Annotated in this window: 8 protein-coding genes, 1 tRNA gene and 3 rRNA genes; 9 read left to right on the plus strand and 3 right to left on the minus strand. The window is 38.3% G+C overall.

All coding sequences use genetic code 11. The features are described 5' to 3' along the window. The first annotated feature begins 53 nt into the window (after positions 1–53). The 3 genes from ACKU4N_RS01195 to rrf (ACKU4N_RS01205) all read left to right on the plus strand — a co-directional run bounded on the left by ACKU4N_RS01195 (position 54) and on the right by rrf (ACKU4N_RS01205) (position 3,385). Positions 54–2,928: ribosomal RNA gene (locus ACKU4N_RS01195) — 23S ribosomal RNA — on the plus strand. A 106-nt stretch (positions 2,929–3,034) separates the two neighbouring features. Next, positions 3,035–3,145 (plus strand): 5S ribosomal RNA (rrf, locus tag ACKU4N_RS01200). A 129-nt stretch (positions 3,146–3,274) separates the two neighbouring features. Further along, positions 3,275–3,385 (plus strand): 5S ribosomal RNA (rrf, locus tag ACKU4N_RS01205). Between the two features lie 647 nt (positions 3,386–4,032). On the opposite strand, the gene ACKU4N_RS01210 is transcribed toward rrf (ACKU4N_RS01205), so the two are convergent. Then, positions 4,033–4,106, minus strand: a tRNA-Ile gene (locus ACKU4N_RS01210). Positions 4,107–4,207: 101 nt separating this feature from the next. On the opposite strand from ACKU4N_RS01210, the gene ACKU4N_RS01215 reads away from it, so the two are divergent. Beyond that, positions 4,208–4,831 (plus strand): HAD family hydrolase, encoded by a 624-nt coding sequence (locus ACKU4N_RS01215; protein ID WP_321319774.1) that lies wholly within the window; start codon positions 4,208–4,210, stop codon positions 4,829–4,831. Positions 4,832–4,844: 13 nt separating this feature from the next. Here the strand turns inward: ACKU4N_RS01215 and ACKU4N_RS01220 are convergent, their stop codons facing one another. Next, on the minus strand, positions 4,845–5,525 hold the full coding sequence (locus tag ACKU4N_RS01220) for a hypothetical protein (RefSeq protein WP_321319775.1): 681 nt from the start codon (positions 5,523–5,525) through the stop codon (positions 4,845–4,847). A gap of 175 nt (positions 5,526–5,700) precedes the next feature. After that, positions 5,701–7,653: a (E)-4-hydroxy-3-methylbut-2-enyl-diphosphate synthase gene (ispG, locus tag ACKU4N_RS01225; protein WP_321319776.1), complete on the minus strand. Its 1,953-nt coding sequence runs from the start codon at positions 7,651–7,653 to the stop codon at positions 5,701–5,703. Between the two features lie 157 nt (positions 7,654–7,810). On the opposite strand from ispG, the gene gldA reads away from it, so the two are divergent. The 5 genes from gldA (at position 7,811) to ACKU4N_RS01250 (ending at position 13,708) form a co-directional block, all read left to right on the plus strand. Further along, a complete protein-coding gene (gene gldA, locus ACKU4N_RS01230) occupies positions 7,811–8,710 on the plus strand; it encodes a gliding motility-associated ABC transporter ATP-binding subunit GldA (RefSeq protein ID WP_321319777.1) in 900 nt (299 codons plus the stop codon). A 44-nt stretch (positions 8,711–8,754) separates the two neighbouring features. Continuing rightward, entirely contained in the window at positions 8,755–9,132 is a 378-nt protein-coding gene (locus ACKU4N_RS01235; RefSeq protein ID WP_321319778.1) for a GxxExxY protein, read from the plus strand. A 1,154-nt stretch (positions 9,133–10,286) separates the two neighbouring features. Next, entirely contained in the window at positions 10,287–11,543 is a 1,257-nt protein-coding gene (gene metK / locus ACKU4N_RS01240; RefSeq protein WP_321319779.1) for a methionine adenosyltransferase, read from the plus strand. Between the two features lie 438 nt (positions 11,544–11,981). Beyond that, complete coding sequence (locus ACKU4N_RS01245) at positions 11,982–12,296, plus strand: helix-turn-helix domain-containing protein (protein WP_321319780.1); 315 nt, start codon at positions 11,982–11,984, stop codon at positions 12,294–12,296. Positions 12,297–12,490: 194 nt separating this feature from the next. Further along, on the plus strand, positions 12,491–13,708 hold the full coding sequence (locus ACKU4N_RS01250; RefSeq protein WP_321319781.1) for a carboxypeptidase-like regulatory domain-containing protein: 1,218 nt from the start codon (positions 12,491–12,493) through the stop codon (positions 13,706–13,708). Positions 13,709–13,712: the final 4 nt, after the last annotated feature.

Consider the following 13,712-nt stretch of genomic DNA (forward strand, 5'->3'; position numbering starts at 1 on the left):
GTAAAGAAACAGGGATGAATTTCGGCAACGAGATTTATTTTTTGTTAACACAATAAGAAGTAATTAAGAGCGTATGGCGGATGCCTTGGCTCTCAGAGGCGATGAAGGACGTGATAAGCTGCGATAAGTCATGGAGAGGTGCAAATAACCTTTGACCCGTGAATTTCCGAATGGGGCAACCCATCTATTTATAGATATCCAGCAATGGAGGCAAACCCGGAGAACTGAAACATCTAAGTACCCGGAGGAGAAGAAAACAAAAGTGATTCCCCTAGTAGTGGCGATCGAACGGGGATCAGCCCAAACCTATATTGTTTCGGCAATGTAGGGGTTGTAGGACTGCAATAAGAGAAATGGCGTGAAGTGGAAGTGTTTGGAAAGACACACCGTAGAGAGTGATAGTCTCGTACACGTAAGCAAAAAGCCTCTAGCAGTATCCTGAGTAGCGCGGAACACGAGAAATTCTGTGTGAATCTGCCGGGACCATCCGGTAAGGCTAAATACTCCTGAGAGACCGATAGTGAACAAGTACCGTGAGGGAAAGGTGAAAAGCACCTCGAATAGAGGAGTGAAATAGTACCTGAAACCATACGCTTACAAGCGGTCGGAGCACCTTTTGGTGTGACGGCGTGCCTTTTGCATAATGAGCCTACGAGTTACTCCTCACTAGCGAGATTAAGGGCTTCAGGTCCGTAGTCGAAGCGAAAGCGAGTCTGAATAGGGCGTAAAGTTAGTGGGGGTAGACGCGAAACTTGGTGATCTACCCATGGTCAGGCTGAAGCTCTGTTAATCCAGAGTGGAGGGCCCAACCCGTTGACGTTGAAAAGTCTTGGGATGAACTGTGGGTAGGGGTGAAAGGCCAATCAAACTGAGAAATAGCTCGTACTCCCCGAAATGCATTTAGGTGCAGCGTCAGAGTCGAGAGTTATAGAGGTAGAGCTACTGATTGGATGCGAGGGCTTCACCGCCTATCAAATCCAGACAAACTCCGAATGCTATAACTTATATCTGGCAGTGAGCCCGTGGGTGCTAAGGTCCACGGACGAGAGGGAAAGAACCCAGACCATCAGCTAAGGTCCCCAAATGTATGTTAAGTTGAACTAACGAGGTGAGATTGCATTGACAGCTAGGATGTTGGCTTGGAAGCAGCCATTCATTTAAAGAGTGCGTAACAGCTCACTAGTCGAGCGATCTTGCATGGATGATAATCGGGCATAAAACATACTACCGAAGCTATGGATTTAGAATTTATTCTAACTGGTAGGGGAGCATTCCAGCGGCGCAGAAGCAGTGTGGTAATGCATTGTGGAGCTTCTGGAAAAGCAAATGTAGGCATAAGTAACGATAATGCGGGTGAGAAACCCGCACGCCAATAGACTAAGGTTTCCTGATCAACGCTAATCGGATCAGGGTTAGTCGGGACCTAAGGGGTAGCCGAAAGGCGAACTCGATGGACAACGGGTTAATATTCCCGTACCGGCTTTAACTGCGATGGGGTGACGAAGAGATGAAAGCACCGCGAACTGACGGAATAGTTCGTTGAAGACCGTACGTGATGATAGATGCAGGCAAATCCGCATCTTGAGCTGAAAGTCGATAGTACTGCAATGCTACGGCAGCGCAGATAGTGTGCCTAATTTTACTTCCAAGAAAAACCTCTAAGCTTCAGGTTAAAGTTGCCCGTACCTCAAACCGACACAGGTAGTCAAGTAGAGTATACTAAGGCGCTCGAGTGATTCATGGCTAAGGAACTCGGCAAAATAGTCCTGTAACTTCGGGAGAAAGGACGCTCTCAGTAATGAGAGCCGCAGTGAAATGGCCCAGGCGACTGTTTATCAAAAACACATGGCTTTGCAAAAACGAAAGTTGAAGTATAAGGCCTGACACCTGCCCGGTGCTGGAAGGTTAAGTGGAGATGTTATTTTCGGAGAAGCATTGAAATGAAGCCCCAGTAAACGGCGGCCGTAACTATAACGGTCCTAAGGTAGCGAAATTCCTTGTCGGGTAAGTTCCGACCTGCACGAATGGTGTAACGATCTGGGCACTGTCTCAGCCATGAGCTCGGTGAAATTGTAGTATCGGTGAAGATGCCGATTACCCGCAACGGGACGGAAAGACCCCGTGCACCTTTACTGCAGCTTCACATTGATTTTGGGTAAGTAATGTGTAGGATAGGACGGAGACTACGAAGCGGCCTCGCCAGGGGCTGTGGAGTCAACCTTGAAATACGTCCCTTTGCTTATCTGGAGTCTAACGTCTAACGACGGACAGTGTGTGGTGGGTAGTTTGACTGGGGTGGTCGCCTCCAAAAGAGTAACGGAGGCTTCTAAAGGTACCCTCAACACGTTTGGTAATCGTGTGTAGAGTGCAATGGCACAAGGGTGCTTGACTGTGAGACATACAGGTCGATCAGGTACGAAAGTAGAGCATAGTGATCCGGTGGTTCCGCATGGAAGGGCCATCGCTCAAAGGATAAAAGGTACGCCGGGGATAACAGGCTGATCGCTCCCAAGAGCTCATATCGACGGAGCGGTTTGGCACCTCGATGTCGGCTCGTCACATCCTGGGGCTGGAGAAGGTCCCAAGGGTTGGGCTGTTCGCCCATTAAAGTGGCACGCGAGCTGGGTTCAGAACGTCGTGAGACAGTTCGGTCCCTATCTGTTGTGGGCGTTGGAAATTTGAGAGGATCTGACTCTAGTACGAGAGGACCGGGTTGGACGAACCTCTAGTGCATCTGTTGTGGCGCCAGCTGCATTGCAGAGTAGCTACGTTCGGAAGGGATAAGTGCTGAAAGCATCTAAGCACGAAGCCTACCTCAAGATGAGATTTCCTTTAAGGGTCGTTGGAGACTACGACGTTGATAGGTTGCAGGTGTAAAGGTGGTGACATCAAAGCCGAGCAATACTAATTACCCTAATACTTCTGAGTGCGGGGTTCATCGCTGAATTTTTTCGGATGCTATTTTTACTTTAATTTTTTTGATATGTCTATGATATAATCTTGCGGGTGTAAGCTCAATATTAGATTAATGATTTTAGGTGTCTATTGCAACGGGGTTCCACCTCTTCCCATTCCGAACAGAGAAGTTAAGCCCGTTAGCGCCGATGGTACTGCCGAAAGGTGGGAGAGTAGGTCGACGCCGACTTTTAAAAGAGTCTTGTTCCAATGGGAATGAGACTCTTTTTTTATGAAATATATTTTTGTACCGGAGTAACCGGTGCAATTGGAACAATATATCTTTTTTTGATAAAAGTCAAAAAAGGATCAAAAGAATTAAGGTGTTTATTGCAGTAAGGTTCCACCTCTTCCCATTCCGAACAGAGAAGTTAAGCTTATTAGCGCCGATGGTACTGCTGAAAGGTGGGAGAGTAGGTCAACGCCGACTTTTAAAGAGTCCTGCCCGTGAAGGTGCAGGACTTTTTTATTATATAAAGTCGTGTTTCTTATCCAATGATTTGGATTCATTTTAAGGGTGTAGGAGTTATTTTTTGATCAATAAATTACAATTCCAATTTTTGTGGCATGAATTCAAACAAAGATGATTACAAACTGCTGTTCCAGTTATTTTTCCAGAAGTGATATTTTCCAGTTTAGTGATTGCAAAAGTAATTATTGATGAATTTCATGTTCAAATCTGAGCTTATGATGAATGGACGAAAATGCAAATAGTCATTGCTGGTATGCCAAATATAAACTTTGATACGATAAGTGAAGCGTAAAAATAACAGTCAATCATCTTTATATTGGGAATTTGCTTTCATAATCTTCAATCAGTTGGAAAAGACGTTCAGAATGTTTTTTAGGCTCAATGGTACTGAAGGTTGAAGAGGTAGGATTTAAAGCTTTAAATCCTGTGTTTAGAGGGCTGAGGGATGTCGACTTTTTTCTTTTTCAACGATCAAAAATATATGCTTAAAATTAAATACCCACAACATTGCGACTTGATCCTCTATTTTTATGAATCCGGAAACAGATTCCAATAAAAAAAAACAAAGCAGCTACAACATTGTTGTAACTGCTTGATATTGGGGGTGGGCCCACCTGGGCTTGAACCAGGGACCCCCTGATTATGAGTCAGGTGCTCTAACCAGCTGAGCTATAGGCCCTCGAAAAACTAGTACAATAAAAGCAATGTTTTATCTTTGTTTTCGGTGTGCAATATTACATATTTGTATTGAATAATTCAATATTTAAAACCACTTTTTTTATGCAAAAATACAATTCAGTTCCAAATATAGTTTTCGATTTTGGGGGTGTGCTCCTTAATATTAATACTGATCAGGCAGTTAGGAGTTTTAAAGAAATCGGACTAACTGATATTAACGTGGTGAAAAATGAATATCGAACTAATGGTTTGTTTGATCGTTTGGAAAAAGGAACAATAAGTGCTGATCAGTTTAGACTTGAAATCAGAGAGCATATTAATAGGAAGGTTACCGATCAACAAATTGATATGGCCTGGAATTCTATGCTTTTAGACCTTCCTTATGAGCGTTTAGAGATGCTTGAAATGCTTAAAAGGAATCATAGGATATTTCTCCTTAGCAATACAAATATAATTCACTGGAAAGCTTATATGGGAATGATTAAAAAGGTTCATGGTGTCTGTCTTTCCGATTTCTTCGAAAAAGATTATTATTCTCACAATATGGGATTGAGAAAGCCGGATCCTAAAATTTATACAACCCTTCTTGAAAATGAAGGATTAATTGCTTCAGAAACTTTATTTATTGATGATATGATGGTTAATACTGAAGCGGCTAAATTGCTAGGTATGAAAGCACACCATTTGAATTTAGAAAAGGGAGAAACGATTCTTGATTTGTTTTAAAAATAAAGGACTGTTATTTCTTGCGGAAGCTTCCCATTGTATTGTCGTAATTGATATAATACAATCCATTTTGCAATCCTTCTAATTTTATTTTATTGCCAAAGCCTTTAAAGACAATATTTCCATAGTTATCGTATATTTCGTAAAGAGTTTTATGGGTGAATAGCAATTCATCTTTTACTTTTTCGGGACCAAATGTAATTGTAGCTAAGGCAGATTGATATTTAATATCTGGCGAATACTTTGGAGTTCCAGTATAATCGACCTGATAAATTCTGAAAATATTTTCCCCCGAATGCGGGCGAACATCAAGTTGATATTTATTCAATTGAGGATTTCCAATTCCTTCCACTTCACCAATTGTGATCCATTTGTTCCAGCGATATTGCTGAACGATAAACGGCAAGGAGCCACGTTCATCTTTAGTAGTCCAATTTAGAATTCCTTTTTTGTCAATTACAGCGTTTTGCAAGCTGAATGAACTTACGGGTTTAATTGCTTCAGGATTAATAACTTTGGGTAGACATCCATTTTTACAATGGAGTGTGATATTAATTTTTTCACCTATTTGGAAATTGAATTTAGATAAATCAATTTCAAAAGCACTGCTGTTGATTTCATCATTAGTGGTTTGGCCATTTACAGTTACTTCGAAAACACAAAATCCCACTCCTGAGTCAGAGAAAGGGTTCATTACGTAAACATTTTTGCCTAGAAAGATTCCGCTTAGTTCGAGTTTATCTCCGTAAGCAAAATTAAAAAGGAAAAGAAAAATGAATAGTATGACTTTGTTTTTCACTATGTAAAATAATATTGATCTAACTGCAAGATACTAAAACAAAGAGTGATAAAAAAAAGTTTGAAATGGTTTATTTATGAATCCAATCTCCATGAGCTTTAATGATCTCTGTAAGTTCATGAATGGCATTTTCCCTCGGTATATTTTTCTTAATTAATTCGCGGTTTTTGTACAATGATACTTTTCCCGGCCCTGCTCCTACATAACCATAATCTACATCACCCATTTCGCCGGGTCCATTTACAATACATCCCATTACAGCTATTTTCAGATGGGTTAAGTGAGAAAATTGTTTTTTGACTTCTGCAACAACATCATGAAGCTGGAATAGGGTTCTTCCGCAACCAGGACAAGAGACAAATTCCGTCTTACTTGTTCTTACCCTGGCGGCCTGCAAAATCCCAAATGCTGTTGAGTTGATATCTTCATGGGAGAGTTCTCCTTTATTATCAAGCCAGATTCCATTCCCAAATCCATCAAAATACAAACTGCCCAAATCAGCAGAAGCTTTTAAATGAATGTCTTCCAGGTTGGATTCTTCGAATGATCTCTTAAAGATTACAGGCGCTTTACATTTCGATTGAACCAAGCGAAAGGCAAATGCTCGCTGCTCTGCAAATGCATTTTGATGTTTCGAATAACAAACCAAAACGACTTTTGGATTCTTGATGATTTGATTCATAAATTCATCAGATAAATCTGAATAGGTACATTCTACAAAAAGGATATTTGTGTGAAAGAAGGAAAGGTTAGTATTTGTAAATTGATTTGCCTGAAACAGAGGATAGGTGTTTTCAGCATAATTATTGGCCATTTCCCAGCATTCCTGATCTACAATTATTCCTAATTCTTTTGGATAGTCGGCAAAAATGGCATCGAAACCATTTACAAACAAATAATCGCTGGCTAACTTGCCTTTTTCCCATTCAAATGTATCTTCGTTTAAAATGTAGCCGGCTTTTTCTGGCAGATCAGTTGAAATGCATTTTTCATGGCTGGCATCCGTAACCACTACAGGAACTTTTTGGCTTCCAATATTCCCAATCAGAGATGTGGATCTTTTATAAAAATCAAAGAGATTGATGTCTGTATTTTTAACCGGTAAAATTGGCGCATGACCAACTTTTTCAGAAACGTAATCGACTAGTTTTTTTCCTACCGGAGATTCTATTTCCGGATCTTCGGTAAGTGATATCCGAATGGTATCGCCAATTCCATCATTTAATAATGCTCCTGTTCCAACGGCCGATTTTATCCGGCCATCTTCACCTTCACCAGCTTCGGTTACACCCAAATGCAGGGGATAATGCATATTCTCATTTTCCATTTCACAAATCAGCAAACGAACAGTTTTTACCATCATTACTGTATTGCTCGATTTAATCGAGATGGCAACATTCTGAAAATTCTGCTCCTTACAAATACGCAGGAATTCTAAAGTGGCTTCCACCATTCCACGTGGCGTATCTCCGAACCTACTCATAATCCGATCAGATAAAGAGCCATGGTTGGTTCCAATTCTAATTGCGGTATTGTTTTCCTTGCAAATGCGAAGTAAGGGAATGAATTTATCTTTTATTTTTTCAAGGTCTTCCTGATATTTAGTTTCTCCATAGTCAATACTAGTAAAATCGGCTCGTTTATCAACAAAATTCCCCGGATTAATACGTACTTTATCAACATATTTTGTGGCAATTAATGCGGCAGCAGGATTAAAATGAATATCAGCAACCAAAGGAGTATTGTATCCTCTTTTTACCAATTCTTCTTTGATGAACTTCAGACTTTCGGCCTCTTTTGTTCCTTGGGCAGTTAATCGAACGTATTCTGCTCCCGATTCTATCATTCTGATGGATTGTTCAACACTCGCTTCAATATTATTGGTATCGGTGTTGGTCATAGATTGAATTCGAATTGGATTTGTACCACCCAGCGCAGTGTTTCCGATTTTGGATTCTGATGATATGCGTCGAGAGTAGTTAAACAGGTCTTTGCAAAAAAGTTGATGTTTCGGGAAACTCATTTTTTAGGTTTTAGTATTGAAATACAAAGGTAAGTGATAAATTTTATAAATTTGGTGAACCTTTGGCACGAAGCTTTGCAAGAAATACAATAATTTGCTTTGGGAAACTTTGTGTTGCACTTGGCGACTCCTTTGTGGTAAAAATGAAACAGATTCTATGTCAGTAAAAGTTCAGGAAGTAAGCAAATTATACGGTAAACAAAAAGCTTTGGACAATTTGAGTTTTGAAATTATTCAAGGCGAGATTGTTGGATTCTTGGGACCAAATGGAGCGGGAAAATCAACAATGATGAAAATTATTACTGGTTATATTCCCCAAACTTCAGGCTTGGTAGAGGTAAACGGACTGGATGTTAGCATGGATTCTCTTGAAATTAGAAGACAAATTGGTTATTTGCCCGAACACAATCCATTGTATTTGGAAATGTATGTGAAAGAATATCTCGGTCATGTGGCATCTATTTATAAATTAGGTAAAAGTAAGGCAAAGCGAATTGCCGAAATGATCGATTTGACTGGATTGGGAACCGAACAGAATAAAAAAATAGCTGCTCTTTCGAAAGGATATCGCCAAAGAGTTGGAATTGCTCAGGCCTTAATTCATGATCCGAAGGTGCTGATATTGGATGAGCCGACTACCGGATTGGATCCAAATCAGTTGCTGGAAATCCGAAAATTAATTATTGATATCGGCAGGGAAAAAACCGTGATGCTTTCGACGCATATCATGCAGGAAGTAGAAGCTTGTTGCCAGCGGGTTTTAATTGTAAATAAAGGAAAGTTGGTGGCCGATCGGAATATAGATTTTCTTGCGTCCGCAAAATCATCTCATGTGGTTGAAGTGGAATTTGCTTCTGAAGTATCTTCAGACTTATTGCAGGAAATTAGCGGAGTGAATGAAATTGAAGTCCTTGGCGAAAATCGTTACTGTTTTGTTTCCCTAAGAGATATCCGTAAAGATGTATTTCAATTTGCCGTATCTAAAAGTCTGGTGATTTTGGAGATGAAAACCCGATCGGAGAATTTAGAGGATATTTTCCATGAACTCACTTTGTGATTTTGTTTGTTTTGATGTAGCTTTAATTTTACAGAAAAAACAATATGAAGGAAAATGAAATTACCGAAAAGATAATTAAGGCTGCAATGAAAGTACATACTGTTCTTGGGCCGGGATTATTAGAATCAGCATATCAAGAATGCCTGTTTTACGAATTACAAAAAGCAGGTTTAAAAGTAGAGAAAGAAAAAGCTCTTCCGATAAGTTATGATGGTGTAAAACTGGATTGTGGTTATCGACTTGATTTATTTGTGGAGGATCAGGTTATTGTTGAGTTAAAATCAATTGACTCATTTAAAGATATTCATTTGGCACAAACGCTAACCTATTTAAAACTTGCCGATAGAAGACTTGGACTGATGATTAATTTCAACGTTGAAAAGTTAAAGTATGGCATAAAGAGAGTTATAAATGGGTATTAATCTTTCTATCCCGGTTTCTATTAGTAGCTATTTGAATTTTAGCTGTTTTTGCCCTCTGTGTACCTCAGTGCTCTCTGTGGTAAAAAGTTAGTTTGTACTTAGTCACCTTTCCGTAAAAAAAGACTGACCACAGAGAACACGGAGTATCACAGAGAAAAAGGAGTTTAATTCTCATACTTTTTTTTTAAAGTCTTGTTCTTCCTCTGTGTGTCTTTGTGTTCTCTGTGGCAAAAGGTTGGTTTGTACTTAGCTTCACCTTTCTGTAAAAAAAGACTGACCACAGAGAACACGGAGTATCACAGAGAAAAAGGATTAGTTTAATTCTCATACTTTTTTTAAGTCTTGCTCTTCCTCTGTGTGTCTTTGTGTTCTCTGTGGCAAAAGGTTGGTTTGTACTTAGCTTTCACCTTTCTGTAAAAAAAACTGACCACAGAGAACACGGAGTATCACAGAGAAAAAAAACGAATTGGTTTAATTCTCATGCTTTTTTTAAAGTTTTGTTCTTCCTCTGTGTGTCTTTGTGTTCTCCGTGGCAAAAGGTTGGTTTGTACTTAGCTTCACCTTTCTGTAAAAAAAGACTGACCACAGAGAACACGGAGTATCACAGAGAAAAGGAGTTTAATTCTCATACTTTTTTTTTTAAAGTTTTGTTCTTCCTCTGTGTGTCTTTGTATTCTCTGTGGCAAAAGGTTGGTTTGTACTTAGCTTTCACCTTTCTGTAAAAAAAGACTGACCACAGAGAACACGGAGTATCACAGAGAAAAAAAACGAATTGGTTTAATTCTTATGTCTCTGTGGCAAAAATTGAAATCCTCACTATAATTAAGACTTATAGCTCTTTATTGGCTCGGAAGTCCCTGTTTTTCAGTTGAAGCTTTTGTTAAAATGTTGTAAAAGTGAGTCTTTAGTTTTGTTTCTTTCCGAAATAATACTTTCCTTTGCCCCGAAATAAGTGGAAAGATTTGGCTGCTTGCAACCACAGAAAAAAATGCTAAATGGTGAACTATGTGCTTTTCTGCATGTAGACAACCAACCATTGCTTTCCTGTATCGTGTACATCATTATTTAGTTAATGATCTTAAACAACATTGCCTGTCGATTTCATTGGTGCAATTGATGATATCGGCATCACAACTAATTATTATTAAAATATTATGGGATATTTATTCACATCAGAATCAGTTTCTGAAGGACATCCGGATAAGGTTTCTGATCAAATTTCAGATGCATTATTAGATAAGTTTTTGGCTTTCGATCCAAACTCAAAAGTTGCTTTGGAAACCTTGGTTACTACCGGACAGGTGGTTCTTGCCGGTGAAGTAAAAACCAAAACCTATATCGATGCTCAGGAAGTAGCTCGTGAGGTAATTAACCGCATTGGTTATACCAAAAGTGAATACCAGTTCGACGGTACATCTTGTGGTGTATTGTCTGCAATTCACGAACAATCAGCTGATATTAACCGTGGTGTAGATCGTGAAGATCCAATGACACAGGGAGCAGGCGACCAGGGAATGATGTTTGGTTATGCATGCAGGGAAACCGACGATTACATGCCTTTGGCTCTTGAGCTTTCGCATCGTTTGCTGATAGAATTAGCAGCTATTCGCCGCGAAGGAAGAGAAATGACCTACCTTCGTCCCGATTCAAAATCGCAGGTTACCATTCAGTATGCCGATGATGATACCATCGAAAGAGTACACACTATTGTGGTTTCTACTCAGCACGATGATTTTGGCCCGAACGATGAGTTGATGCTGGCTAAAATTAAGAAAGACGTTCGCAATATCTTGATACCTCGTGTAATTAAGCAATTGCCGAAGCGTATTCAGGTGATGTTTGATGAAAACTTTATTTTGCACGTAAATCCAACAGGAAAATTCGTAATTGGCGGACCTCATGGTGATACCGGTTTAACTGGCCGTAAGATAATTGTTGATACTTATGGAGGAAAAGGCGCTCACGGGGGTGGTGCATTCTCAGGAAAAGATCCTTCGAAAGTTGACCGTTCAGCAGCGTATGCTGCCCGTCATATTGCTAAGAATTTGGTTGCAGCAGGAGTAGCTGATGAATTGTTGGTTCAGCTTTCATACGCAATTGGTGTTGCCGAGCCTGTAGGGATTTATGTAAATACCTACGGAAAATCGAATCTAAGTATAAGTGATGGTCAAATTGCCGATAAAGTAGCCGAGCTATTTGATCTGCGTCCGGCAGCTATCGAGCAGCGATTGAAATTGCGTAATCCTATTTACGAAGAATCTGCCGCCTATGGTCATATGGGACGCACACCCCGTACGGTAGTAAAAAAATTCGAATCTCCCTATTTTGAAGGCGTAGAGCTTGAGGTAGAGTTGTTCACATGGGAGAAATTAGACTATATTGAAAAGGTGAAAGAAGCCTTCAATTTGTAGACAACGACAGGTACAATAATATACAAAGCCATTCCATTTATTTGGAGTGGCTTTTTTTACGCCAACTATTCAAGGGGTAAAATTCATTTGGGGGTTCCCCTCTGGGGCGGGCTTTCCGTTCCAACTCCTCACTCGTTCCTCCCTGTGGGGTTTCCACTTCAATCCCTAACCCAATAAAAAACCAATTATTATTAGGCTTATACAAGTAAAATAAATAAAAATGCAAAACAGATCCCTATAAAAGCAAAAGCCTGTGCTATAAAAGCAATATTTTGTAATAATAAAGAAAGTACTGTAGCTATTATTGCAAATATAAATTATTAAAAAGCAGAATAGATATTAATTTATAGCAATAAAATAATAAGAAATATTAATTTTGTGTTTATCTATAATATAAATTGAAATCAATTTAAGCATTACATTAAGAGGTCAATAGATATGAAAGCAAAAGTTAAAAGTCCAATTGCAATTAACGAACTGATACTATCCGAAATGAATCGGCAAGGCTTAAGTGCGGCCGATTTTGCACAAAAATTACAAATTAGCATGAATTCTATGTATCATATCCTAAAACGACCAAGCATGCAAATCGATAGACTTTGGGATATCTGTGAAGTTTTACAATTGAATTTCTTTAAAATTCTGGCTGATGAAATAAAAATTAATAAGCCTGCTGATACTCAAATAAACCAACTACAACAAGAAAATAAAACTCTTAAGGAGGTAATTCGACTTTTGGGTGGTAACAAGTAAATCACAAGTTGCATTCAAATATATGTGCTTGTTTGGTGTGTTTAATTCAAACTAAGATTTGGACATGCTGTGTTACCGTAAAACAATAGTACAATTAGAAACAGTAAAGCCAGATTATTAGATTCGGCTTTTTTTAGTTTGTTATTCATTTAACTATAAAATTGATAGTTTTGTAAGGAAATAAAATTTATTATATGGGCCGAAAATTATTGTGTCTTTCTTATTTCCTCTTTTTTTTCTTCTTGGTTTCTTCGCAAGAAATTCAGAATCGAATTTTGATCAAAAATGATACTGTCATCTTAAATCAAGATACGTTGGTTATTGGTATGACAGAGTTGAGTAATATTTTAACAAAGTCACAGATAGATTCCTTAGGTTCGCCTTGTATCGTGCATTGGGATGGAGATTGTGATTCAGGGACAGACTATGAGTACTGGATTGAAACAAATAGTCATGAAATTGTTTACATACAAGATTCACTGAATAAATATATATTAAAAACAATTTCAATTAAAAACACCAATAATACTTCATTGTTTTTCGAGGATGGATTGAATGCAAATAAGTTTACTAAAAAGGGAATACTAGATTTAGGATTCATAAAAGAACAGCGATATAAACAGAAAAAAAATGTGGCTGTTTATAAAAAAGTAGGGATTCATTTAACTGTTAAAGAAAACCTCGATAGTCTTTTAATTAAGTCAATTCATTTTCATCCTAAGAGTTGGGATAAACATCTAAAAATAGAAACATTAAAAGGAGAGGTCAGAAATACAGAAGGAGAATCTCTACCAGGAGTATTATTCTTAGCTTATAATCAATTTGATTCTTTAAAATATTACGATATTACGGATTTTGATGGAAAATATTATTTCGAGATCGATAGTATTAAAAAAATTGATGTCTTCAATTTTAATTATGAACCTCAAACCATAAAAGTCACAGATAATAAAGATCAAACAATCAATTTTAAGCTAAAGAAAAACACATATTATCTACCCGATTTAATTGTTGCTAAAAGCGGTGAAATTCAAATTGATTCAATTTGTTACCTAGATCAATTTCCAAAGGTTAGAGATTCTTCGAAGATTAATGTTTGGCTTGTATGTGAGTTTTCGAATTTTAATCCATTGATTTCTAATTTACCTTCTGCGATTGGAGGTCTGAGAAATTCCTATGTAACATTAGTATCATCTTTAAATAGTAAAAGGAAACTGAGAAAATGTGAAGCAGAAGTGTATTTCGTAATTGATAAATTTGGACAAACTAAGCTCATTGATATTATTTGTGATGACAAGATAAATAAAGAATATTTGGCCAGATATATGGTTGATACGTTTAAATGGACTACTGCAAGATGGCGGGGGAGGCGAATTGATTCTAATTGGAGTCTCAAAATTATTTTTGAATAACTGC

Origin of the sequence: Labilibaculum sp. (assembly GCF_963664555.1) — a bacterium.
GTDB lineage: Bacteria > Bacteroidota > Bacteroidia > Bacteroidales > Marinifilaceae > Labilibaculum.